Annotated in this window: 15 protein-coding genes; 8 read left to right on the forward strand and 7 right to left on the reverse strand. The window is 66.8% G+C overall.

Features of this window, described 5'->3' with window-relative positions:
* Positions 1-75: 75 nt before the first annotated feature.
* The 5 genes from cydP to R9B84_RS14705 all read left to right on the forward strand — a co-directional run bounded on the left by cydP (position 76) and on the right by R9B84_RS14705 (position 6325).
* Positions 76-363: a cytochrome oxidase putative small subunit CydP gene (gene cydP, locus R9B84_RS14685; RefSeq protein WP_423760008.1), complete on the forward strand. Its 288-nt coding sequence runs from the start codon at positions 76-78 to the stop codon at positions 361-363.
* Entirely contained in the window at positions 353-1933 is a 1581-nt protein-coding gene (locus tag R9B84_RS14690) for a cytochrome ubiquinol oxidase subunit I (protein ID WP_423758480.1), read from the forward strand. The genes cydP and R9B84_RS14690 overlap by 11 nt, the downstream gene beginning before the upstream one ends.
* Positions 1934-1964: 31 nt before the next feature.
* A complete protein-coding gene (gene cydB, locus R9B84_RS14695; protein WP_423758481.1) occupies positions 1965-3101 on the forward strand; it encodes a cytochrome d ubiquinol oxidase subunit II in 1137 nt (378 codons plus the stop codon).
* A gap of 54 nt (positions 3102-3155) precedes the next feature.
* On the forward strand, positions 3156-3272 hold the full coding sequence (gene cydX / locus R9B84_RS14700) for a cytochrome bd-I oxidase subunit CydX (RefSeq protein ID WP_423758482.1): 117 nt from the start codon (positions 3156-3158) through the stop codon (positions 3270-3272).
* Between the two features lie 569 nt (positions 3273-3841).
* Positions 3842-6325 carry a family 20 glycosylhydrolase gene (locus R9B84_RS14705; RefSeq protein WP_423758483.1) on the forward strand — a complete coding sequence of 828 codons (2484 nt, stop codon included), beginning with the start codon at positions 3842-3844 and terminating at the stop codon, positions 6323-6325.
* 335 nt (positions 6326-6660) lie between these two features.
* Here the strand turns inward: R9B84_RS14705 and nagE are convergent, their stop codons facing one another.
* The 6 genes from nagE to R9B84_RS14735 all read right to left on the reverse strand — a co-directional run bounded on the left by nagE (position 6661) and on the right by R9B84_RS14735 (position 15418).
* Positions 6661-8424 (reverse strand): N-acetylglucosamine-specific PTS transporter subunit IIBC, encoded by a 1764-nt coding sequence (gene nagE / locus R9B84_RS14710; RefSeq protein WP_423758484.1) that lies wholly within the window; start codon positions 8422-8424, stop codon positions 6661-6663.
* Between the two features lie 87 nt (positions 8425-8511).
* A complete protein-coding gene (gene ptsP, locus R9B84_RS14715) occupies positions 8512-11094 on the reverse strand; it encodes a phosphoenolpyruvate--protein phosphotransferase (protein ID WP_423758485.1) in 2583 nt (860 codons plus the stop codon).
* 15 nt (positions 11095-11109) lie between these two features.
* Complete coding sequence (locus R9B84_RS14720; RefSeq protein ID WP_047899073.1) at positions 11110-12117, reverse strand: SIS domain-containing protein; 1008 nt, start codon at positions 12115-12117, stop codon at positions 11110-11112.
* Positions 12110-13213: an N-acetylglucosamine-6-phosphate deacetylase gene (gene nagA / locus R9B84_RS14725; RefSeq protein ID WP_262536620.1), complete on the reverse strand. Its 1104-nt coding sequence runs from the start codon at positions 13211-13213 to the stop codon at positions 12110-12112. The genes R9B84_RS14720 and nagA overlap by 8 nt, the downstream gene beginning before the upstream one ends.
* Positions 13214-13311: 98 nt before the next feature.
* Positions 13312-14046, reverse strand: a complete 735-nt coding sequence (locus tag R9B84_RS14730) for a GntR family transcriptional regulator (RefSeq protein WP_047899075.1) — start codon at positions 14044-14046, stop codon at positions 13312-13314.
* 460 nt (positions 14047-14506) lie between these two features.
* Positions 14507-15418 (reverse strand): LysR family transcriptional regulator, encoded by a 912-nt coding sequence (locus tag R9B84_RS14735; protein WP_423758486.1) that lies wholly within the window; start codon positions 15416-15418, stop codon positions 14507-14509.
* A gap of 183 nt (positions 15419-15601) precedes the next feature.
* Between R9B84_RS14735 and R9B84_RS14740 the strand changes: the two genes are divergently transcribed.
* The 3 genes from R9B84_RS14740 to R9B84_RS14750 are packed head-to-tail and all read left to right on the forward strand — an operon-like array spanning position 15602 to position 21485.
* On the forward strand, positions 15602-19048 hold the full coding sequence (locus R9B84_RS14740; protein ID WP_423758487.1) for a molybdopterin-dependent oxidoreductase: 3447 nt from the start codon (positions 15602-15604) through the stop codon (positions 19046-19048).
* 24 nt (positions 19049-19072) lie between these two features.
* The gene (locus tag R9B84_RS14745; protein WP_423758488.1) at positions 19073-20008 is read left to right on the forward strand and encodes an ornithine cyclodeaminase family protein; all 936 of its coding nucleotides are present in this window, start codon (positions 19073-19075) and stop codon (positions 20006-20008) included.
* A 25-nt stretch (positions 20009-20033) separates the two neighbouring features.
* On the forward strand, positions 20034-21485 hold the full coding sequence (locus R9B84_RS14750) for a short-chain fatty acid transporter (protein WP_423758489.1): 1452 nt from the start codon (positions 20034-20036) through the stop codon (positions 21483-21485).
* A gap of 93 nt (positions 21486-21578) precedes the next feature.
* Here R9B84_RS14750 and R9B84_RS14755 read toward each other — a convergent pair whose 3' ends face one another.
* Positions 21579-24791 carry an error-prone DNA polymerase gene (locus tag R9B84_RS14755; RefSeq protein ID WP_423758490.1) on the reverse strand — a complete coding sequence of 1071 codons (3213 nt, stop codon included), beginning with the start codon at positions 24789-24791 and terminating at the stop codon, positions 21579-21581.
* Positions 24792-24796 lie beyond the last annotated feature (5 nt).

A 24796-nucleotide genomic window follows, 5' to 3' on the forward strand; every position in this document is an offset into this window, starting at 1 on the left:
GATTAAAACAGCTTCACGGCCGTCATAAATCCGACGTAAAGTCGCCCCCAATCCGACCTAAATCGATTCAGGATAATCGCCTTGATCTCGATCAATAAAGAGCCTGCGCCGCCCCCTCCCCCGCGGCCGGCCGGCGTGATCGGCTGGCGCGCGCGCATCGCCGCGTGGGCTCGCGGGCCGACCCTCGCCCGCGACATCACCGTGGTGCTGATCGTCAAGCTGATCCTCCTGATGTCGCTCAAATACGCATTTTTCAATCATCCGCAGGCCGAGCACATGTCGCTTCCGCCTGCCGCCGTCGCCGAGAAACTGCTCTCGGTACCGGCGCCTGCATCTACCGAGGGAGACCACCATGATAAGTAGTGAAGTCGTCGATCTGTCACGTCTGCAGTTCGGCATCACGGCGCTCTACCACTTCCTGTTCGTGCCGCTGACGCTCGGCCTGTCCTGGCTGCTCGTCATCATGGAAGCCGTCTACGTGATGACCGGCAAACAGGTCTACAAGGACATGACCCAGTTCTGGGGCAAGCTGTTCGGGATCAACTTCGCGATGGGCGTGACGACCGGCATCACGCTCGAATTCCAGTTCGGCACGAACTGGTCGTACTACTCGCACTACGTCGGCGACATCTTCGGCGTGCCGCTCGCGGTCGAAGGCCTGATGGCGTTCTTCCTCGAATCGACGTTCGTCGGCCTGTTCTTCTTCGGCTGGAACCGCCTGTCGAAGGTCAAGCACCTGGTCGTCACGTTCCTCGTCGCGCTCGGCTCGAACCTGTCCGCGCTGTGGATCCTCGTCGCGAACGGCTGGATGAACAACCCGGTCGGCGCCGAGTTCAACTACCAGACGATGCGCATGGAGATGACGAACCTGTTCGACGTGCTGTTCAACCCGGTCGCGCAGGTGAAATTCGTGCACACGGTGTCGGCCGGCTACGTGTCGGCCGCGATGTTCGTGCTCGGCGTGTCGTCGTGGTACCTGCTGAAGAAGCGCGACATCGACTTCGCGCTGCGCTCGTTCGCGGTTGCAGCCGGCTTCGGCCTCGCGGCAACGCTCTGCGTGATCGTGCTCGGCGACGAATCGGGCTATACGACCGGCGAAGTGCAGAAGATGAAGCTCGCCGCAATCGAATCCGAATGGGAAACGCAGCCGGCACCCGCGTCGTTCACGCTGATCGGCATTCCGAACCAGGAGGAACAGCGCACCGACTACGCGATCAAGATCCCGTATGCGCTCGGCCTGATCGCGACGCGCTCGATCGACGAACCGGTGATCGGCCTGCGCGATCTCGCGAAGCACAGCGAGGAGCACATCCAGAGCGGGATGATCGCGTACGGCGCGCTGCAGAAGCTCAAGCAGGGCGACACGAGCGCCGCGACGCGCGAACTGTTCGACCAGCACAAGCAGTATCTCGGCTACGGGCTGATGCTCAAGCAGTTCACGCCGAACGTGACCGACGCGACGCCCGAGCAGATCCAGGCCGCCGCGAAGAAGACGATCCCGCCAGTCGCGCCCGTGTTCTTCTCGTTCCGGATCATGGTGTTCCTCGGCTTCCTGTTCGTCGCGACGTTCATCGCCGCGTTCTGGTTCTGCGCGCGCCGCGAACTGCTGCAGGACAACCGCCGCTGGTTCCTGCGCTATGCGGTGTGGGCGATCCCGCTGCCGTGGATCGCGATCGAATTCGGCTGGATCGTCGCCGAGCTCGGCCGCCAGCCGTGGACGATCGCGGGCGTGCTGCCGACGCACCTGTCCGCGTCGAGCCTGACGCCGACCGACCTGTACCTGAGTCTCGCGGGCTTCATCCTGTTCTACACCGCGCTGTTCGTCATCGAGATCAAGCTGATGTTCAAGTACGCGCGCCTCGGCCCGTCGTCGCTGCATACCGGCCGCTATCACCACGAACTCGCGGCGGCCAGCGAGCGCGCCCCGGCCTGAGTGCGCACCTGAAACTGAACAAGGAATCGCTATGGACTATGCAACTCTCAAGCTGATCTGGTGGCTGCTCGTCGGCGTGCTGCTGATCGGCTTCGCCGTCACCGACGGCTTCGACATGGGCGCGACCGCGCTGCTGCCGTTCCTCGGCAAGACCGACGAGGAGCGCCGCATCATCGTCAACACGGTCGGCGCGACGTGGGAAGGCAACCAGGTGTGGCTGATCACGGCCGGCGGCGCGATGTTCGCGGCCTGGCCGCTCGTCTATGCCGCGTCGTTCTCCGGCTTCTACTTCGCGATGCTGCTCGTGCTGTTCGCGCTGTTCTTCCGGCCGGTGGGCTTCGACTACCGCAGCAAGCGGCCGGACCCGCGCTGGCGTGCCGGCTGGGACTGGGGCCTGTTCGCCGGCGGCTTCGTGCCTGCGCTCGTGTTCGGCGTCGCATTCGGCAACCTGCTGCAGGGCGTGCCGTTCAAGTTCGACAGCGACCTGCGCGTGACCTACTACGGCAGCTTCTGGGCACTGCTGAACCCGTTCGCGCTGCTGTGCGGGCTCGTCAGCCTCACGATGCTCGTCGCGCACGGCGCCGCGTTCATCAAGATGAAGACCGACGGCGTGATCGCGCGCCGCGCATCGATCGCGCTGCGTGTGGCGTCGTTCCTCGCGGTCGTGCTGTTCGTGCTGGCCGGCGTGCTGGTCGCGTCGACCATCGGCGGCTTCCACATCACGAACGCCGCGCCGACCGATACGGTCGCGAACCCGCTGCTCAAGGACGTCGCGGCCGGCTCCGGCCTGTGGCTCGCGAACTACGGCGAGTTTCCGTGGATGATCGCAGCGCCCGTCGTCGGGATCGCGGGCGGCCTGCTCGCGCTGCTGCTCGCCGGTTCGAAGCAGGAGAAAACGGCGTTCTTCTGCACGGGCCTGATGATCACCGGCGTGATCCTGACCGCGGGCTTCTCGATGTTCCCGTTCATCATGCCGTCGTCGCTCGACCCGCGCAGCAGCCTGACCGTGTGGGATTCGACGTCGAGCCACAAGACGCTGCAGGTGATGCTGTTCGCGGTGATCGTGTTCCTGCCGATCGTCCTGCTCTATACGAGCTGGGTGTATCGCGTGATGCGCGGCAAGGTCACGCGCCAGACGCTCGAAGAGAACAAGCACTCGATGTATTGAACCGGGCCGGGGCGCGCTGGCGCCCCCGTCCACCGTTTCGCAAGGAGTCGGATCATGTGGTATTTCAGCTGGATTCTCGGTATCGGCGTCGCGCTGTCGTTCGGCATCGTCAATGCGATGTGGCTCGAAGCGCGGCAGAAGACGCAGGAAGCACGCGTGCGCGGCGACTGACGCGTGACGCGCGGCGCGCGGATCGCACCGCCGCTGCCCGAAAAGAACCTCGCTTCACGCGAGGTTTTTTTTCGTCCCGGCCGCCTGCACAAGCGCCGCCCATCGATGCCAATTTAGCGCCAGATTGATACCACTTGAATACCAATAAAAGGTTTCATAAGATCTTTGGACACGGCCGCGGACAGGCCGAATCCTTCTGGGTGGGGGAGACATGCGAATCCCGTGTGTGGCGCGCGCTTGCGCGCCGTGTCGCCGGGCGGCGGCCGGTTGCCGTTCGGCGGCGCCGGTTGTCGCCATCGTGCGCGGCCGGACGAACTTAGCCGACTGCGGCCGCTTCGCCATAGCGGCCGTTGCCGCGCGCCGACGATGACCGCGCGTACGCCGCCCCGCCGATCCGATCGGCACGCCTGCCCGCCTCCCGTTCCGTAACGCACGCCCCCCGCGTGCCGAATGCGCGCGGTGCGGCCGCATCGCCCCGCGCGGGTATCTCCCGCAGCTCCATTGAAAGCCCGATCGCAGCGACGTCACCCCACGACGCCGCTACGCACCCTTTTTTCTCAGGAGTTCGAATGAAGCGTACCTTGCCATCCCTCTTTGCCGGCGTGTTGATCGCGGCGCTGTCGCCGGCCGCGATCTCCGCCCAGCCGGCGTCGACCGCGTCTGGCGCGACCGCGGGCACCGCGCAGCCCACCGCGCAAGCGGCCAATCTCGCGGCGCTGCTGTCGAACGGCCTCGCATTGCGCGTCGCCGTCGACAACAACCACGCGGCCGCGGCCGGCGTGCCGTGCGCCGATCTCGGCGCCGACGGCGCGGCCTGCGCGACAGGCCGCCTGATCCTGCAGAACCGCGGCCACCAGGCGATCGCCGACGGCGGCTGGAAGCTCTACCTGCACAGCATCCGCCGCCTGCTGCGGATCGACCGTTCGGGCTTCGCGCTGCGGCGGCTCACAGGCGACCTGTACGAACTGACGCCGCAGCCGGGCTCGGTGCGGCTTGCGCCCGGCGAACGCATCGAGCTGCCGTTCGTCGCCGAATACTGGCTGCTGCGCTACAGCGACGTGATTCCGCGCCCGTACGTCGTCGTCGATGGCGCGCCGCCCGCCGTGCTCCGCTACAACGACACCGACGACGAACTGCGCTACGTCGAATCGCTGCCGGCCGACGCGCAGAACAACTCGACCGGCAATGCGCCGCCCGTGGCCGCACGGCCCGACGCGACCCGTGCGCTGCCGAGCGTGAAGCGCGAGCAGCCGCTGCCCGGCACGCTCGACCTGCGCGGCGTCGAACTCGCGCTGCCCAACCTGCCGGACGCGCAGGTCGCGACGCTGCGCGAGCGCGCGACGACCCTCGGGCTCGACGGCGTGCGCGTGCCGGTGTGGGGCGCAGTCGCGCCGCGCCGGCTGCCGGCCGACATCGCGACACCGGGCGGCTATCGGCTCGCGATCGGGCCGCGCGGCGTATTCATCGAAGCGTACGATCGCGCGGGCCTCTACTACGGCGTGCAGACGCTCTTCTCGCTCGCGCCGGCCGGCGGCGGCCCGATCCCGGCGATGCTCGTCGAGGACGCGCCGCGCTTCACGCATCGCGGGATGCACGTCGACCTCGCCCGCAACTTCAAGCACCCGGCGACGCTGCGCCGCCTGATCGACCAGATGAGCGCGTACAAGCTCAACCGCCTGCACCTGCATCTGTCCGACGATGAAGGCTGGCGCATCGAAATTCCCGGCCTGCCCGAGCTGACCGAGATCGGCTCGCGCCGCTGTCACGACCCGAGCGAGACGCGCTGCCTGCTGCCGCAGCTCGGCTCCGGCCCGGACAACCGCTCGGGCGGCGGCTACCTGACGCGCGACGACTACGTGGCGCTCGTGCGTTACGCGGCCGCGCGTTTCGTCGAGATCATCCCCGAGATCGACATGCCCGCGCACGCGCGTGCGGCCGTCGTGACGATGGAAGCGCGATACCGCCGGCTGCATGCGGCCGGCCGCGAGCAGGAAGCGAACGCGTACCGGCTGCTCGATCCGCAGGACACGTCGAACCTGCTGACGGTGCAGTTCTACGACCGCCGCAGCGACCTGAACCCGTGCGTGCCGGGCGCGCTCAATTTCGCGTCGAAGGTGATCCGCGAGATCGCGGCGATGCATGCGGACGCGCAGGCGCCGCTGCACACCTGGCACTACGGCGGCGACGAGGCGAAGAACATCCTGCTCGGCGCGGGCTTCCAGCCGCTGAACGGCACCGACCCGAACAAGGGCCGCATCGATCTCGCCGCGCAGGACAAGCCGTGGGCGCGTTCGCCCGCGTGCACGGCGCTGCTCCAGCGCGGCGAGATCAAGTCGATCGACGAACTGCCGACGCGTTTCGCGCAACAGGTGAGCGCGGCGGTCAACGCAAACGGGATCGACACGATGGCCGCGTGGCAGGACGGCATCAAGCATGCGAACGGGCCGCAGGACTTCAGCACGCGTCACGTGATGGTGTCGCTGTGGGACACGATCTTCTGGGGCGCGTCGGACAGCGCGCGCGACCTGAGCGGCAAGGGCTACCTGACGGTGCTGGCGCTGCCCGACTACCTGTACTTCGACTTCCCGTACACGCTCAACCCGCGCGAGCGCGGCTACTACTGGGGCTCGCACGCGACGGACGAGTACAAGGTGTTCTCGCTCGCGCCGGAGAACCTGCCGCAGAACGCCGAAGTGATGGGCGACCGTAACGGCAACGCGTTCGAAGTAACCGGCACGGGGCCCGCGCCGCGTCTCGAAGGCATGCAGGGACAGGCGTGGGGCGAGGTGATGCGCAACGACACCTTCCTCGAATACATGGCCTATCCGCGGCTGCTCGCGCTCGCCGAGCGCGCGTGGCACCGGGCCGACTGGGAGCTGCCGTACGCGGCCGGCGTGCGCTACAAGCGCGGCGATACGCATTACGTCGACACGGCCGCGCTGCAGCGCGACTGGGCCGGTTTCGCGACGCTGCTCACGCAGCGCGAATTGCCGAAGCTCGACCGCGCGGGCATCGGCTACCGGAAGCCGACCTTCACGCTGACGAACCCGTGAACGGTTGAACGGTTGAACGGTCGAGCGGCTGAGCGGCTGAGCGGCTGAGCGGCTGAGCGGCTGAGCGGCTGAGCGGCTGAGCGGCTGAGCGGCTGAGCGGCTGAGCGGCTGAGCGGCTGAGCGGCTGAGCGGCTGAGCGGCTGAGCGGTTGAGCGGCTGAGCGGCTGAACGATTGAGCGATTGAGCGATCGAGCGATTGAGCAATGCGCGATGCGGACGAATGCATCGCGCAATCGCCCGCACCAAAGAAAAACGGCTTGCGACGCATCGCAAGCCGTTTTCGTTTCTGCCGACCGGCCCGAACCCGCAGCGCGGATCCTGCCGGCCTCATCGCATCACGCCGGTTGCACAGCCGCCCCGCCGCCCGCCGGCGGCAGGCGCGCGCCGAGTTGCTCGGCATAACGTGCCGCCGCGTTGCCGCAGACGATGTGGAACGTGTCGAGCGACACCCACGCGACGTCGAGCGCGCCGAGACGATCTCGATCGACCGCCGACGGATCGCGCACGACGACGCGCAGGCGCGTGGTCGCGATCGCGTCGAGCGACGCGACGTTGGTCGCCCCGCCGAACACTGCGAGCCAGCGGGCCGGTTCCGGATCGAGCGGGCCGGCGGCCGCACCCGTGACGGGCTGCGCCGCGGCGGCCGTCGCCGTCGACGCCGCGCCGGTCGCGCCGCTGCCGATTGCGGTACGCATCTCGTCGGCAATGAGGTCGGCCTCGGGCCCGATGATCACCTGCACGCTGTTGCCGCCGCGCTTGAGCACGCCGCGCGCGCCGATCGACTTCAGTTCCGGCTCCGATACCTTCTCCGGATCGACAACGGTCAGGCGCAGGCGCGTCGTGCATGCGTCGACGACCGTCAGGTTGCCCGCACCGCCGAGCGCGGCGATGTAGCGCTGCGCGCGCGGCGCAGCCGCAGCGGCGCCTGCAGCCGGCGCGACGAAGCCGCCCGATGCGTACGATTCTGCCGCCGCATCGGCCGATGCCGGCTCGCGGCCCGGTGTCGCCATGTTGAACTTGCGGATGAAGAAGCGGAACAGCCCGTAGTACGCGGCGCCGTACGCGATGCCGAGCGGAATCGCGATCCAGCCCTTCGTCGACAGCCCGTAGTTCAGCACGTAGTCGATCGCGCCGGCCGAGAACGTGAAGCCGAGCTTCACGCCGAGGATCTGGCAGATCGCGAGCGACAGCCCCGTCAGCACCGCATGGATCACATACAGCACCGGCGCGAGGAACATGAAGCTGAATTCGATCGGCTCGGTCACGCCGGTCAGGAACGACGTCAGCGCCATCGAGAACAGCAGGCCGCCGACCATCGCGCGGCGCTCCTTCGGCGCTTCGTGCAGCATCGCGAGACACGCAGCCGGCAGGCCGAACATCATGATCGGGAAGAAGCCGGCCATGAAGGTGCCCGCGGTCGGGTCGCCCGCGAAGAAGCGGTGCAGGTCGCCGTGCACGAGCTCGCCGCCGGCGGGCGGCGTGAAGTTGCCGAACACGAACCACGCGAGCGAGTTGATGATGTGATGCAGGCCCGTGACGAGCAGCAGGCGGTTCAGGAAGCCGAACACGAACGCACCGATCGCGCCCGCCGTCGTCAGCCACTGGCCGGCCGCGTCGATCACATGCTGGACCGGCTGCCACACGTAACCGAACACGATGCCGAGTACCACGCAGACCAGCCCCGTGATGATCGGCACGAACCGTTTCCCGCCGAAGAACGCGAGGTAGTCCGGCAGCTTGATGTCCTTGTAGCGGTTGTACAGCAAGCCCGCGACCACACCCGCGATGATCCCGGACAGCACGCCCATGTTCAGCTTGGGATCGATGTCCTTCATGATCGCGGTTTCGATCAGGTAGCCGATCGCGCCCGCGAGCGCAGCAACACCGTTGTTGTCCTTCGCGAAGCCGACCGCCACGCCGATCGCGAACAGCAGCGGCAGGTTGTCGAAGATCGCACCGCCGGCGTCGGCGATCATCTTGATGTTGAACACGTCAGGCTGACCGAGTCGCAGCAGGATGCCGGCAACCGGCAATACCGCGATCGGCAGCATCAGTGCCCGGCCCAGGCCCTGTATTTTCAGAAACGGATTCCCGTTCATTCAGTCCTCCAATCCTTGTCTCGTCGTTAAGCGTCGTTGACCTAATTGCTTTCGTTTTGAAACGGGTCGCGAGCCTGCCGTCGACGTTCAGTCGAGCGGCCAGACCTCGCGGCTTGCTGCCCTTACCGCCTGCGCCGAATCGAGCGCAAGCAGATCCTGCGCGCGCTGACGGCACAACTGGTAATCGAGACGGCGCACACGCGCCTTGATGCCCGGCACCGACACCGGGTCGACCGACAGTTCGGTCACGCCGAGGCCGACCAGGATTGGCACCGCGAGCGGATCGCCGCCGAGCGCGCCGCACACGCCGACCCACTTGCCGTGCTTCGCGGCGCCGCGCACCGCGATGTCGATCAGGCGCAGCACGGCCGGATGCAGGCCGTCGGACTGCGCGGCCAGGTCGGCCTGGCAGCGGTCCATCGCGAGCGTGTACTGCGTCAGGTCGTTGGTGCCGATCGACAGGAAATCCGCGTGCTGCGCGAGCTGGTCGGCCAGCAGCGCGGCCGACGGCACCTCGATCATCACGCCGACCTCGATCGGCTCGGTGCGGCCCTGCGCGCGCGCGAACTCGTCGATGCGCTTTCTGAGCCGCACGAGCTCGCCCGCGTCGGTGACCATCGGCAGCAGGATGCGCACCGCGCCGAACGGCTTCACCGCGAGCAGGCCCTGCAACTGATCGTCGAGCAGATCGGGGCGCACCTGCGCGAGGCGGATGCCGCGCAGGCCGAGCGCCGGGTTCGGTTCGGGCGGCAGCGTCAGGTAGTCGACTTCCTTGTCGGCGCCGACGTCGAGCGTGCGGATGATCGCCGTGCGGCCCTGCAGCGCGTCGACGATCGACTGGTAGCTCTGCTGGTGTTCGACGACCGTCGGCGCGGCCTGGCGATGGATGAACATCAGTTCGGTGCGCAGCAGGCCGACCGCGTCGGCGCCGTTGTCGACCGCGGTGTTCGCGTCGTCGAGCGTCGCGATGTTCGCGGCAACCTCGATCGCGCGGCCGTCGACCGTCTCGGCGGCAACGCCTGCCAGCTGCCGGTTCGCCTCGCGCACGCCGTCCAGGCGCTGGCGCTCGTGCCGCGCGCGTTCGACGTCGAGTGCGGTCGGCGCGTGTTCGAGCCGACCCGCGCTCGCATCGACGACGACCTGCGTGCCGTCCGGAATCGCGTACAGCGCGTCGCCGACCGCAACCAGCGCCGGGATGCCGAGTTGCCGCGCGATGATCGCCGCGTGCGACGTCGCGCCGCCGCGCGCCATCACGAGCGCGGTCACGCGCTGGCGATCGAGCGACGACAGGTCCGACGGCGTGAATTCCTCGGCCGCGAGCACGGCCTCGTCGGGCAGCGCACGCGCCGCGCCGTTCGTGTGGCCGAGCGCGCGCAGCACGCGCTTCTCGATGTCGCGCAGGTCGGCCGCGCGTTCGGCGAGCAGCGCGTCGTCGAGCTTCGACAACGTGTCGATCTGCGTGCGGATCGTCGCGCGCCATGCGAAGCCCGCGCTCTTGCCGAGGCTGATCAGGTCGCGTGCCGCGTCGATCAGCGTCGGGTCCTCGAGCAGCACGCGATGCACCGCGAAGATGCCCGCTTCGCCGACCGCGCCGCGCGCCGATGCGTTGCGCACCGTTTCGTCGAGTTCGCCGTCGACGGCCTTCAGCGCCTGGTCGAGCTGACGGCTTTCCGAGGCCGGCGTGCCGGATGCCTGCTCGGGCGGCACGATTTCCGCATCGTCGAGACGCACCAGCGTGCCGACCGCGATGCCGGGCGCCGCGCATACGCCCGCGAGCGTGTTCGGGTCGATGGAAGCACCGACGTTGCGCACGACCGTCTGCGGTGCGGGCGACTTCAGCCGTGCCGGCTTTTCCTCGATTTCGCCGTGCGCTTCGCGCATCAGTTCGTGCTCGACCGCATCGACAGCCTGCTGCGCATGCGCGCCGCGGCCGACCAGCTCGACCGTCGCGCCTTCGCCGGCGCCGAGGCCGAGCAGGCCGACGACGCTTGCGATCGACGCCTTGCGGCCGTCGAACAGCACGTCGACGGTCGCATCGAACCCGCGCACGGCTTCACGCGCACGCGCGGCCGGCCGCGCATGCAGGCCGCCCGGCTGCGCCAGCACGATTTCGCGGCGCACTTCGTGGTGCGCTGCCGCGCCGGCCTGCGCCGCTTGCACGGCCGCTTCGCCCTTGCCGCGCAGCGCGAGCAGCGGCGTCTCGCCGGCCGTCGCGAAACCGCTGGCGCGGTCGACGACGTCGAACGCGTCGGAGTTCGCGATCGCGATCACCGACACGAGCGAGTGCGCGCTGCGCGCGACTGCGTCCTGGTCGAACTCGATCAGCAGATCGCCCGCTTCGACGCGCGCGCCGGCCTCGACGTGCGCGGCGAAACCCTGCCCGTTCAGTTCGACGGTGTCGATGCCGATGTGCAGCAGCACTTCCGCGCCTTGCGGCGTCGTGATCGTCACCGCGTGGCCCGTGCGCGCAAGATGCGACACGATGCCCGCACACGGCGCGACGAGCTTGCCCGCGAGCGGGTCGATGCCGATGCCGTCGCCGAACATCCCGCCGGAGAACACCGGATCGGGCACGTCGGCCAGCGCGACGATCGGCCCCGTCAGCGGGGCAAGCAGGACGATCTGATCGTGGGTGGGGCTCTTCAACTGGGACTCCTCGGCGCGTCTCATCGGCTGTCTCGGCTATCAGTGCGTTTCGGTGACTTTGTTCAGGTGGCGCGGCGTGTCGGGATTGCGGCCGCGCGCGACGGCGAGATCTGCCGCCATCACGTAGAACGAAAGAATGGCGGCGATCGGGTCGAGCGCCGGATGGGCGGACTGCGCGAGCGGCAACGTCGCGCCGGGTGTGCCGGCAGGCGCCGCGAGCAGCACGGCGGCGCCGCGTGCGCGCATGTCTTGCGCGAGTTGCAGCAGGCCGGCCTGCTCGGGCCCCGGCGGCGCGAACACGAGCAGCGGATAGTCGCGGTCGATCAGCTCCATCGGGCCGTGACGGACTTCGGCACTCGAGAACGCCTCGGCCTGGATGCCGGACGTTTCCTTCAGCTTCAGCGCGGCTTCCTGCGCGATCGCGAGGCCAAGGCCGCGGCCGATCACGATCATCCGCTCGACGCCCGCGAGCGCGGCAACGGCCTGCGACCAGTCGAGCCGGCCGGCCTGCGCGAGCACGTCGGGCAAGCCGCGCAGCGCGGTCATCAGCGCGGCGTCGCGCTGCCAGTAAGCGACGATCTGCGCGGACAGCGACAGCATCGCGATATAGCTCTTCGTCGCGGCGACCGACAGTTCGGGGCCGGCGAGCAGCGGCAACTGGTGCTCGCACGCATCGGCTAGCGGCGACGGCAGCACGTTGACGGCGGCGACGGTGCGCGCGCCGGCTTCGCGCAGCGCGGCCATCGTGTTGACGAGGTCGGGGCTCTTGCCCGACTGGGAGAAGGCGATCGCGAGTTGGTCCTGCACCTTCAGCGGCGCCTGCTGCAGCGTCGCGACCGACATCGGCAGCGACGCGACCGGCACGCCGAGGCGGCTCATCGTCAGGCTCGCGAAATAGCTGGCGGCGTGATCCGAGCTGCCGCGCGCGACCGTCAGCGCGACGGCCGGCGGGTGATCGAGCAATTGGCCGGCGAGCGCTTCGACGCGCGTGGTGTCGGCGATTTGCGCGGCGACGACCTGGGCGGACTCGCGCGCTTCCTTAAGCATATTCGACAATCGATTCTCCTTCGACATAGGTCGCGGTGAGGTTCAGGTCGCGATCGAACACCGCGAGGTCGGCCCATGCGCCGCGCTCGAGGCGGCCGCGATCGGCGATGCCGAGGTAGTCGGCCGCATAGCGCGACATCCGGTTCGACACGTCGGCGATCGGCAGGCCGAGCGACACGAGGTTGCGCAGCGCCTGGTCCATCGTCAGCGTGCTGCCGGCGAGCGTGCCGTCGGCCAGCCGCACGCCGCCGAGGCACTTCGTCACGTGCTGGCTGCCGAGCCGGTATTCGCCGTCGGGCATGCCGGTTGCGGACGTGCTGTCGGTCACGACGTACAGGCGCGGGATCGCGCGCAGCGCCGCACGAATCGCACCCGGGTGCACGTGCAGCAGGTCGGGAATGATTTCCGCGTATTCGGCATGCGCAAGCGCCGCGCCCACCAGGCCCGGGTTGCGGTGATGCAGCGGCGACATCGCGTTGAACAGGTGCGTGAAGCCGCATGCGCCGTGCTTGAGCGCGGCGACGGCATCGTCGTAGGTCGCGAGCGAATGGCCGAGCTGCACGCGCACGCCGCGCGCGGCCATCTCGCCGATGATCTCGATGTGGCCGGCGATTTCCGGCGCGAGCGTGACGACGCGGATCGGCGCGATCGACAGGTACTTCAGCACTTCGTCGAGCACGGCCGACACGGCCGCGTCGGGTTGCGCGCCGAGCTTGCCGGGGTTGATGTACGGCCCTTCGAGGTGCACGCCGAGCACGCGCGCGCCGCCCGGCGTGCGGGTGCGCGCAACGCTGCCGAGGTTGCCGACGACCTTCATCAGTTCGTCGCGCGGCGCGGTCATCGTCGTCGCGAGCAGGCTCGTCGTGCCGAATTGCGCGTGCGTGCGGGCGATCGTCTCGATCGCGTCGCCGCCTTCCATCACGTCGGCGCCGCCGCCGCCGTGCACGTGCAGGTCGATGAAGCCGGGCAGGATGTACGGCGCGTCGTTCTTCGCGGGATCGGCGGGCGTGCCGTCGAGCGTGGTGATGCGGCCGTTCTCGCTGTCGAGCGAACCGTGAATCCAGCCGGCGGGGGTGAGGATGTTTCCAGTCAGCATGACGTTCTCTTGATGATCTGGTGACGCGGGCATCCGCGTCGTGATTTGCAAATCCGTGTCGTTGCTTCGCGCATGTCGCGCACGGGCAGTCTCGCGCGTCAGCGTTTCAGTTCGGCGACGAAGTCGTAGTAGTCGTCGCGGCAATACGATTCGGTCACTTCGATCGCGCGCTGGTCGGCGCCATAGCCGATGCGCGTGATCACGAGGAGCGCCGCGCCCGGCTTCACCGCCATCCATTTCGCGATCTCGCGCGTCGCGTTCACCGCGCGAAAGTGCTGCAGCGCGCGCACGACGACCATGCCGCGCGCTTCGAGGTATTCGTACAGCGACGCACCGAGCGCCTGCGGATCCGGCACCACCGCGGCCGGCAGCGTCGAATGCTCGACGGCCATCACGATGCCGTCCGCGCGGCGCAGCCGTTCGAGCCGCGCAACCGTCGCGCCCGGCGCGAGGCCGAGATGCACGATCTCGTCGCGGCTTGCGGCGCGCAACTTGCGCGACAGCCATACCGAATCGGGCATGAAGCCGCGCTGCTGCATCTTCGCGGTGAAACCGACGAGACGCGACAGCGGATCGGCGACGCGCGGCGTGATGAAGCTGCCCGCACCGCGCGCCCGCGTGATCAGCCCCTGCTCGACCAGCAACGCGAGGGCGCGGCGGGCCGTGATCCGCGATACGCCGACCGACACCGACAGCAGCCGCTCCGACGGCAGCGCCTCGCCGGCCCGCCACGCGCCGCCGTGAATCGCGCTCGCCAGGTTGCGGGCGAGCTGCAGATAAAGCGGCGTGTCGCTGAGGGGATCGGGCGCCAGTTCGGACCAGCCGGTTTCCATGTGCCTCCGGGTGTCGGACGACGACCCCAGGCCGTCGAAAGTGAACGCATTATATAACCACCATAATACCAGTCAACGAACTGGTATTAGAGAGGCAAAAGTCGCCGGGAGCCTTGCTGTGCAAGCGTTTTAGTGCCGGGAAATCCTTTGTTTACAACGCAGTGCGGGATAGGGATTTACCCGGGGTGGTATGCAAGGGGACAGTTCCTGTGCACGTCTTGGACAGGTTTCGGGTGCGAATATGAGACCGGAATAGAACCAGTTGAGCCGACTGGTATGCATCGGGGGCGGAGGTGCCGGTGCGACGGGGACACGTGAACCGGCCGGCACCGGAAGGGCCGCAGGCAGGCATCATGCATTCGTGGATGGGGGCGAACATTCACCGCAGCCGAATCTCGCGCTTTCGTCCGCCGGCTCGATCCGCATCCCGCACGACCGTTGTGCCCGAGCGCACCTCCTCCTACTCGGCCGTCCTTTTCCACGACCGGAACAGATCCAGCAGCGCACGGCATGGCGCCGACGTCACCCCGCCCCGCCGCCATACCGCACCGACGTCCATCGTCGGCACGGTCACGCTGAGATTGCGACGGCTGATCCGGTTTCCTTCCAGGGACCAGGGCCGGTAAACAAGGTCCGAGAGTATCGTCACCCCTTGCCCGAGCGCGACGAGGCTTCTCACGGCTTCGATCGATTTGCTCTGCATCCAGACGTTCGGCGTGATCCCGTAGCTTCCCCAGTACTTGCCGACGGTTCGCAGGTGCTCGTCCATGTCCAGCAGCAGATAGTTCTCGCGCGCGACGTCCTCAAGGGTGACGCGATGGGCGTCCTGCAGCGGATGATCCGGATGGGTCCACAACCGGCGCGGCGAACGAAGAATCGTCTCGTATTTCAGGTCGCCGACTTCCGCGGTGTTCGACACCAGCAGCAGCGCAATATCGAGGCGATCGTCGACCAGCATCTCCTCGATTGCTTCGCGTTCGCTTTCGACGATGCTCACGCTCAGGTTGCCGAACCGCCGCGAAATGGCGGACATCAGCGACGGCATCAGATACGCCGAGATGGTTTCGGTCATCCCGATACGGACATGCCCCGAGATTTGCTCGGGGTCCTCCTGCGCGGCTGAAACGGCGCGGTCGATGGACATCGTCGCGTGCTGCACATGACGCAGAAATCGTTCGCCGGCCGGTGTCAGACGGACGCCTTTCGCATGACGCAGAAGCAACGCGACACCGACCGCATCCTCGAGTTTCCTCAATGCGATCGTCATCGACGATTGAGACACCGAACAAAGATTGGCCGACTTCGAAATTTGCCCGGTATCGGCAACGGAGACGAAGTATTCGATCTGGCGCAGGGTGATGTGCGTGTTCACGGGAAAGGATCCGGGAAGTCCGGGCCGCTCAGGATCAGCGTTGCCCCGAAGGCGCGGACAGTACACCAGATCGACGGTCGCGATATTGATTCAATATATATCGGACCATCGAAAGGATGAATTTGTCATGGCTGCCTCCGCTTCCTAGCATAGTCGCAAACATGAAGTGGACGATGCGAACCGATGGAGACGCAGGAAAAGAAAGGCTATTGCACGTTGTGCCGCTCGCGATGCGGCACGATCAACGTCGTGCGCGGCGACATGATGATCAAGGTCCGCCCCGACGACACGCATCCGACCGGCCACGCGATGTGCATGAAGGGAAAGGCAGCGCCCGAACTCGTACATAACCCGAATCGCGTGTTGTATCCCATGCGGCGCACGCGCCCGAAGGATGCCGCCGACCCCGGCTGGCAACGCATCAGCTGGGATGAAGCGCTGTCCGAGATCGCGGAACGCCTCGCCCATTTCAAACGGGAAAACGGTGCCGAGTCGGTCGCGTTTGGCGTAACCACGCCAAGCGGAACGCCGATGAGCGACAGCATCGACTGGGTCGAGCGATTCGTCTGGTCATTCGGGAGCCCGAACATTTGCTATGCGACCGAGATCTGCAACTGGCACAAGGACAGCGCGCATGCCTTTACGTTCGGCTGCGGCATTCCCGTCGCGGATTACCGGAATGCCGAGCTCATCGTGCTGTGGGGAAACAATCCCGCCAACACCTGGCTGGCCCAGGCCGACGCCATCGCAAAAGGCCGCCGCAACGGGGCGAAGCTGATCGTGGTCGATCCGCGGCCGACCGCACTCGCACGCGAGGCCGATCTGTGGCTGCGCGTCAATCCCGGGACGGATGGCGCTCTCGCGATGGCGATCGCGCGGCAGATGATCGCGACCGGCAACGTCGACGATGCGTTCGTCCGGCAATGGACGAACGGCCCATTGCTCGTACGTGCCGACACGGGGCGGTTTCTGCGCGAGCGCGACATCGACAGGGATGCGTCGAGCAACCGGTACGCGCTCTGGAACGCGACGCTCGATCGGCTGGAACTGGCCGGAGAGGAAACCGCGCCCCGACCTTCCGATCTGTTGATGGCCGGCGTCCGCCGCGTAGCGGTGCGGGATTCGGCCGGGCACTGCATGCACGTGGAATGCACGCCGGCCTTCGACCTCTATTCGAAGGCGCTCGACGCCTATACGCCGGAACATGCGGCGACGATCACGGGTGTCGACGCAGCCGACATCGTCGAAGCCGCGCGAATGCTGCGGCCGCATCAGGCAATTGCCTATCACGCGTGGTCGGGCGTCGGCATGCACACCAATGCCACCCAGACCGAGCGAGCGATTGCGACGTTGTATGCGTTGACGGGTGCGTTCGATACGCGCGGCTCGAATCGGGAATGGACGAAGCAACCGGCCAACGCGGTCAGCAGCTACGCGATGCTGAACCCGCAGCAACGCGCAAAAGCGCTCGGCCTCGCGGAGCGACCGCTCGGCCCGCCTTCGCAGGGCTGGGTAACGGCGCGCGACGTCTATCGCGCGATCCTCGACGGAGAACCCTACCGCGTACGCGCGCTGTTCGCGTTCGGCACGAACATGGTGCTGTCCCAGGCGGACGGCGGCGTCGCTCACGACGCGCTCTGCGCGCTCGACTTTCATGTTCACTGCGATCTCTTCGAGACGCCGTCGTCACGCTATGCGGACATCCTGCTTCCCGTGAACACGCCGTGGGAACGGGAAGGACTGCGCCTCGGCTTCGAGATCGACGAGCGCGCGGTCGAACTCGTGCAGCTCAGGCAGCGCATGGTGCCACCGAGAGGCGAGAGCCGCGCGGACTACGACATCGTCTTCGACCTCGCCGTGCGGCTCGGAATGCAAGACGCGTTCTTCGGCGGCAGCATCGAGGCGGGATGGAATCACGTGCTCGAACCGCTCGGGCTGGACGTTGCGTTGCTGCGCGCCCATCCCGAAGGCATCTACAGGCCGTTGCCCCAAAGCGAGCGGCAATACGCTGCGGCGACGCCCGACGGCATTCGTGGCTTCAGCACGGAGACGCTGCGGGTCGAACTGTACTCCGAGAAGCTGCTTCGTCACGGCTACCCGCCCGTTCCGCAGTACGTACCGCCGCAGCATGGCGAGGATGCGCGGGCGAACAACCGCCGTCGCTTCCCCTGTACGTTGACCTCGATGAAGAACGGGTACTACTGCCACAGCCAGCATCGCGGCCTGCCGAGCCTGCGTCGCCGCGCGCCGTACCCGGTAGCGGAACTCAATGACGAACTGGCGGCGGAACACGGCATCGTCGACGGCGACTGGTGCGTGATCGAAACGACAAACGGCTCGGCACGCTTCAAGGCACGCGTCGTACCGGAACTCGCACGCGACGTGATCGTGGCCGAATACGGCTGGTGGCAAGCCTGCAACGAGGTCGGCCAGGATGCGCTTCCCGTGGGCGGGCACGACAACAGCAATTTCAACCGGCTCGTCTCGGCGACGAAACTCGATCCGGTCAGCGGATCGTCGCCGCTGCGTTCCGCGCGTTGTCGCATCAGGCTCGACCCGTCGGTCGAGCCGTCGCGCCGATCGTGGAAAGGCCTGCGGGATTTTGTCGTGTCCGCCATGCGGGAAGAAGCGAGCGGCGTGCGAACCGTCACGTTTCGCGCCGCGGACGGCGGCGCACTGCCGGACTATTTGCCCGGTCAGCACGTGACCTTGCATATCCCGTCGCTCGGCGACGGCGGGACGACGCGCGCCTATTCGCTGACGGGCGCCGCCCGCGAAGACGATCGCCGCACTTACTCCATCTCGGTACGCCACCAGAAAGGCCAGACCCGCGACGGCACGGCGTTCGAAGGCGCGATGTCATCCTATATCCACGGCGCGCTCAAGGTCGGGGACCCCGTGTTGCTCGGTGCGCCCGGCGGCACGTTCGTCGTGCCGCCGGCATCGAGGCAGCCGATCGTGATGTTCGCAGGCGGCATCGGCATCACGCCCTTCATCTCGTACCTGGAATCGATCCGGGATCAGGCGGATCGCGCGGCGGAGTCGCGACTCTTCTATGCAAACCTGAACAGCACGACTCACGCGTTCCGCGAACGCATCGAGACATTGAGGCGGCGGCTGCCGAAGCTCGAAGTAGTCAACTGCTACAACCAGCCGCACGACGAGACGCCGGGACACGACTATCAGATGCGGGGCTATCTGTCAGCCGACGTGGTCGACGACGACCTGATCCGGCGGCGCGCGCGATTTTATCTGTGCGGCCCTGAACCGATGATGCAGGCGATCACGTCGGGACTGATCGAGCGCGGCGTACCGCCGTTCGACATATTCAAGGAAGCGTTCAGATCGCCGTCCAGGCCGACGCCCGACCCGTCAAAGCAATACGCGGTGCAGTTCACGCGATCGCGTCGCACGGTCATCTGGACACCCCGCGACGGAAGCTTGCTGTCGTTCGCGGAGCGTCTCGGCATCGCATTACCGAGCGGTTGCCGGGTCGGGCAATGCGAGAGCTGCGCGGTCAAGGTCGTATCGGGCGAAGTCACGCATTTGAGCGGGCATGGACCGGACGAATCCGACATGTGCCTCGCCTGTCAGGCCATTCCGGCAACCGACGTCAGCATCGACGCATAACCCCCGTTTGAGGAAAGGTTAATCATGAAATTTTTCGACGCCGTCGCGACACGCGACGCGCTGGATTTCGAATCGCTGGTCGCACGCCTGCGACAGGCGTTCATCGACGGCTGCCACGTGCCGCTTCGTCATTCGCACACACTCCATGCCGACAGCGAAGACGAAGGCACGGTGCTCATCATGCCCGCGTGGGCAGACAACGGCTACCTGGGCATCAAGACGGTCAACATATACCCGGGCAATGCGAGACACGGAATGCCCGGATTGCACTCGACCTACGTGCTCTATGACGGGCGGACAGGCAATCCGCTTGCGCAGCTGGACGGAAACGAAATCACGTCGCGCCGCACCGCGGCTGCGTCTGCACTGGCCGCGACCTATCTGGCTCGCCCGGATGCGTCGCGCCTCGTGCTGATGGGGGCCGGCCGGGTCGGCAGCCTGGTTCCGCTCGCGTATCGCAGCCAGTTGCCGATCTCGATGGTCGAGGTCTGGGACAGGGATCACGACGCGGTTGCACGACTGGTCGACCGGCTGACTTGTCTCGGTTTCGATGCAACACCCGTCACGAACCTCGAGGAAAGCATCCGTCGCGCGGACGTCGTCACCTGCGCGACGCTTGCGACGGAACCGATTGTCTGCGGCGAGTGGCTCGCACCGGGGTCGCACCTGGACCTGATCGGCAGCTTTACGCCACGCATGCGCGAAGCGGACGACGATTGCTTCCGGCAGGCGGAGATTTATGTCGATACGGACGAGGCGCCGCAAAAATCCGGCGACCTTCTGGGCCCGCTGGCGCGCAACATCATTGTGTCCGACAGCCTGAACCGGACACTGACGGCGCTGTGCCGGGGCGAAGCACGGGGGCGGACGAACGACAGCCAGCGCACCGTGTTCAAGGCTGTCGGCACCGCGCTGGAGGATCTGGCCGCGGCCGTTCAAATATATGAAAAAACACACTGAAGCCGTGACGGGCAAGGAGATCGAAATGAAAGAGCTGATGGACGTGCAGGGCGGCGACGCGCCGGCGGTTGACCGTGAACGCATGCTGGAACGGATGGCCGCGGGCATGGCACGCTGGTCGGAGAAGTGGTTCCCGGACGCTTATATCTTCGCCGCGCTCGCGGTGGTGATCGTGGCGGCGGGCGCACTGGCGGTCGGTGCGCCGGTCACGCGGGTCGGCGTTGCGTTCGGCGATGGCTTCTGGAGTCTTATCCCGTTCACGATGCAGATGGCGATCGTCGCCATCTCGGGTTATGTCGTCGCGGTGTCGCCGCCCGCATCGAGGTTGATCGATGCGCTCGCGCGCCTGCCGTCGTCCGGGCGCGCATCGGTGACGTTCGTTGCGCTCGTCAGTATCGTCGCATCGCTGTTCAACTGGGCGATCAGCCTGATATTCAGCGGCCTTCTGGTCCGTGCGCTGGCGCGCCGCACTGATCTGCGCATGGATTACCGGGCAGCGGGCGCGGCTGCCTATCTCGGGATGGGTGCGACGTGGGCGCTGGGATTGAGTTCATCCGCATCGCAATTGCAGGCGAATCCGGACAGCCTGCCCAAGGCGCTGCTGGCCATCTCCGGCGTCATCCCCTTCACCGAGACGATCTTTCTCCCGCAGTCGATGGTGATGGCTGCCGTGTTGACCGGCGCGTCGCTGCTGATCGCCTATCTGTCCGCGCCCAACGACACACGGGCGAAAACCGCGACGGAGCTGGGCATTCATCTCGACGAAAGCCATGCCACGCTCGCACGTCCGACCCGCCCGGGGGACTGGCTCGAGTACAGTCCGCTCATCACCATCGCGATCGTGGCGATCGGCGCGATCTGGGCCTGGCACGAGTTCACGACGAGGAATCCGCTGATCGCGATCTCGAACCTGAACACGTACAACTTTCTGTTCCTGCTGCTCGGCATGCTGCTGAACTGGCGGCCGAGGCGATTCCTCAACGCCGTCGCGCGTTCGGTGCCGTCTGTTGCGGGTGTGCTGATCCAGTTCCCGCTGTACGGCGGGATCGCCTACATCCTGACAAAAGCGGCGGCGCCCGCCGGACTGCCGCTCTCCGATCACCTCGCCCATTTCTTCGTTGCGATGTCGTCGCACTCGTCGTTTCCCGCGGTGATGGGCATGTATTCGGCCGTGCTCGGGTTCTTCGTGCCGTCCGGCGGCGGCAAGTGGATCATCGAGGCGCCGTACGTCATCGAAGCGGCGAAACTGCTGCAGGTTCATCTGGGCTGGGCCGTGACGGTCTACAACGCAGCGGAGGCATTGCCGAACCTGATCAACCCGTTCTGGATGCTGCCGCTACTCGGTGTCCTCGGGTTGCGGGCCCGCGACATTGTCGGATTCACGTTCACGCAGCTGGTTGTTCACCTGCCGCTCGTGATCTTCATGCTCTGGGCTCTCGCAGGCACGCTCGCCTACCATCCGCCGGTGATGCCGTAACGCGTATCGAGGTCGGCTTCCGGCCTTTGGAGGCGGTGCGGCGCGGCGATGATCGAACGGTGTCGCGCCCGTCGTGCCGCGTGCATGCCGGCCTTAGTGGAATTCGCGGCTCGACGTGCGCAGGCCGCCGAGCAGCGGCGTCAGATCCTCGAAATGCTGCGCGACGAGGTGCCTCACGTCGCTCGCGACCTGCCACACGCCGGACGCCGCGAGCAGCCGCGAATCGAGGGTTTCGCGGCGCTGCCGCGCGAGCAGTTCGGGTCGGACGATCACGTTCACGCAGCCGGTTTCGTCCTCGAGCGTCATGAACATCACGCCTTTCGCGGTGCCCGGCATCTGCCGCGCGGTCACGAGCCCGCACGCGCGGGCGAGCCGGCCGTCGGGGCGGTCGCGCAGTTCGGCCGCGGACGACAGCCGCCGCGCGCGCAGCGCGGGCCGCAGCAGCGCGACCGGGTGGCGGTTCAGCGTGAGGCCGGTGGTGTGATAGTCGGCAAGGATGTCGTCGCCCTCCGACGGCGCGCCGAGCGCGGGCTTCTCCGCTTCGTCGATCGGCGCGGCGGCGAGCAGGTCGCGCTCCGGCGCTGCGGCGACGGCTTGCCACAGTGCATCGCGGCGATGGCCGGCGAGCGTCGCGAGCGCGTTCGCGGCGGCGAGCGCTTCGAGATCGCAGCGTTCGAGCTGCGCGCGGCGGGCCAATGTGTCGACGTTCTCGAACGGGCCGGCCGTGCGCGCGATTTCGATGCGCCGCGCGGCCGCCTCGCCGAGACCGCGCACGAGCGACAGGCCTAGCCGCACAGCCGGCTGGCCATGCGGAGGCGGCTGATCGGGCAGCGCTTCGAGCGATGCTTCCCAGCCGCTTTGCGTGACATCGACCGGCAGGACCTGCACGCCGTGGCGCTTCGCGTCCTGCACGAGTTGCGACGGCGGGTAGAAACCCATCGGCTGGCTGTTCAGCAATGCGGCGAGGAAGATTGCGGGTTCGTGGCATTTGAGCCAGCTGCTGGCGTAGGCGAGCTTCGCGAAACTGGCCGCGTGGCTCTCGGGGAAACCGTAATCGCCGAAACCCTTGATCTGCTCGAAAATCTGCTCGGCGAATTCGGGCGGATAGTCGCGCTCGCGCATCCCGTCGACGATCCTGCGGTGATACTGCTCCAGATTGCCCTTGCGCTTCCACGCGGCCATCGCGCGACGCAACTGGTCGGCCTCGCCGGGCGTGAAGCCGGCCGCGATCATCGCGACCTGCATCACCTGCTCCTGGAAGATCGGCACACCCTGCGTGCGTTCGAGCGCAGGCTTCAGGTCTTCTTTCGGGTAACTGACTTTTTCAATGCCCTGGCGCCGTTTCAGATAGGGGTGCACCGCGCCACCCTGGATCGGCCCCGGCCGCACGATCGCAACCTCGATCACCAGATCGTAATAGGTGCGCGGCCGCAGGCGCGGCAGCATCGACATCTGCGCGCGCGATTCGATCTGGAACACGCCGACCGTATCGGCGCGGCAGATCATGTCGTAGGTCGCTTCATCGTCCTGCGGAATGTGCTTCAGCGTGAACGGCTCGCCGTCCGGCTCCGGCGGCCCGCGCCACGCGGTGCGCATGTCGAACGCACGATGCAGCGCCGACAGCATGCCGAGCGCGAGCACGTCGACTTTCATCAACCCGAGCGCTTCGAGATCATCCTTATCCCACTGGATCACGCGCCGCCCGTCCATCGCCGCGTTCTCGACCGGCACGAGCCGCGTGAGCTTGCCGCGGCTGATCACGAAGCCGCCCGAGTGCTGCGACAGGTGGCGCGGAAAGTTGAGCAATCGCCCCGACAGTTCGGCCCATGCGCGAATCATCGGCGTCGCCGGGTCGAGCCCGGTCGTCGCGAATTGCTGCAGCAGATCGCGGCTGCCGTCGAACCAGCGATGCCCCTTCGCGACACGGTCGATCAGCATCGGATCCACACCGAGCGCCTTGCCGGTTTCGCGCAGCACGCCGCGCGGTCGGTATGTCGAAACGGCCGCCGCGATTGCCGCGCGATCCTTGCCGTATTTCCTGTAGATATGCTGAATGACTTCTTCCCGGCGCTGATGCTCGAAGTCGACGTCGATATCGGGCGGCTCGCCGCGCTCCTCGCTGATGAAGCGCTCGAACAGCATCGTGCTCTGTTCGGGATTCACCTCGGTGATGCCGAGGCAGAAACAGACGACCGAGTTCGCTGCCGAGCCTCGGCCCTGGCAAAGAATGTTCTGGCTGCGCGCGTATTTGACGATGTCGTAGACGGTCAGGAAGAACGGTTCGTAACGCAGCTTCTCGATCAACGTCAACTCGTAGTCGATCCGCTCCTGCACGTGCTCGGGTATCTTTCCGGAATAACGTTGAAGTGCACCGTCCCGAGTCTCCTGCTTGAGATAACTCGTTGGTGTATGTCCCTTCGGCACGATCTCGTCGGGATACTCGTAGCGAAGCGTGCCGAGGTCGAAATGACACGCATCGAGAATCGCGCACGTCTCCGCGATCTCCTCCGGCGAAAACAGCTTCGCGATCCGTCCGCGCGAACGCAGATGCTGTTCCGCATTCGGCGCAAGCGCATAACCGCACTCCGAAACCGGCATGCCGACGCGGATCGCCGTCATCACATCCTGCAGCGCCTTGCACGAACGCCGGTGCATCGTCACATCGCCGAGCGCAACGACGCGCACGCCACGCCGCTCGCCCGCCGCACGAATCTCCTCGCGCTGCACACCATCCAGCGCGCGCTGCAACTGCACGAGCCCAAGCCGCGCACGCTCGCCGAACGTCGTGCGAAACCATGCGACCTGCGCATCGAGCACGTTCGCGCGAACCGGATACGTGGGGACAAGAATCGCGAAGCAATCCGGCATCCCGCGCAGATGTGCAAATTCCTCGGGGGGCGCCGACAGCATCCGCGACGTCAGCTTGTAGGTGCCCTTCGGCGATGCCATCCGCCGCCACGAAATCAGCTCGGACAGGTTGCCGTAACCCTCGCGGTTCTGCGCGAGCAACACGAGCCCGAACGCACCGGGGCCCGGATCGTGGCCGGGCGCGACTTCATCCGGCGTGACGTCGAAATACGAACCGATGACGAGCGGCAGCCCCGGCAGCCCTTTCGCCTTCGCCGCGACATGCATGCGCGGCGCGCCTGCGAGCGAGCATTCGTCGGTGATCGCGATCCCGCGATAGCCGAGCTCGACCGCACGCTCGACCAGTTCCTCCGCATGCGACGCGCCATGCAGGAACGAAAAGTTCGAACGGCAGAACAACTCCGCGTAATCGGGCAGCCAACTGAATTCCGCAGCCATCACCA

Source organism: Burkholderia sp. NLJ2 (genome assembly GCF_049487195.1).
GTDB lineage: Bacteria > Pseudomonadota > Gammaproteobacteria > Burkholderiales > Burkholderiaceae > Burkholderia > Burkholderia pyrrocinia.

Bases quoted from the DNA above. Each gene is read 5' to 3' on its own strand.
- R9B84_RS14690 (WP_423758480.1), top strand. From the start codon at position 353: ATGATAAGTAGTGAAGTCGTCGATCTGTCACGTCTGCAGTTCGGCATC.
- cydB (WP_423758481.1), top strand. From the start codon at position 1,965: ATGGACTATGCAACTCTCAAGCTGATCTGGTGGCTGCTCGTCGGCGTG.
- cydX (WP_423758482.1), top strand. From the start codon at position 3,156: ATGTGGTATTTCAGCTGGATTCTCGGTATCGGCGTCGCGCTGTCGTTC.
- R9B84_RS14705 (WP_423758483.1), top strand. From the start codon at position 3,842: ATGAAGCGTACCTTGCCATCCCTCTTTGCCGGCGTGTTGATCGCGGCG.
- nagE (WP_423758484.1), bottom strand. From the start codon at position 8,424: ATGAACGGGAATCCGTTTCTGAAAATACAGGGCCTGGGCCGGGCACTG.
- ptsP (WP_423758485.1), bottom strand. From the start codon at position 11,094: ATGAGACGCGCCGAGGAGTCCCAGTTGAAGAGCCCCACCCACGATCAG.
- R9B84_RS14720 (WP_047899073.1), bottom strand. From the start codon at position 12,117: ATGCTTAAGGAAGCGCGCGAGTCCGCCCAGGTCGTCGCCGCGCAAATC.
- nagA (WP_262536620.1), bottom strand. From the start codon at position 13,213: ATGCTGACTGGAAACATCCTCACCCCCGCCGGCTGGATTCACGGTTCG.
- R9B84_RS14730 (WP_047899075.1), bottom strand. From the start codon at position 14,046: ATGGAAACCGGCTGGTCCGAACTGGCGCCCGATCCCCTCAGCGACACG.
- R9B84_RS14740 (WP_423758487.1), top strand. From the start codon at position 15,602: ATGGAGACGCAGGAAAAGAAAGGCTATTGCACGTTGTGCCGCTCGCGA.
- R9B84_RS14745 (WP_423758488.1), top strand. From the start codon at position 19,073: ATGAAATTTTTCGACGCCGTCGCGACACGCGACGCGCTGGATTTCGAA.
- R9B84_RS14750 (WP_423758489.1), top strand. From the start codon at position 20,034: ATGAAAGAGCTGATGGACGTGCAGGGCGGCGACGCGCCGGCGGTTGAC.
- R9B84_RS14755 (WP_423758490.1), bottom strand. From the start codon at position 24,791: ATGGCTGCGGAATTCAGTTGGCTGCCCGATTACGCGGAGTTGTTCTGC.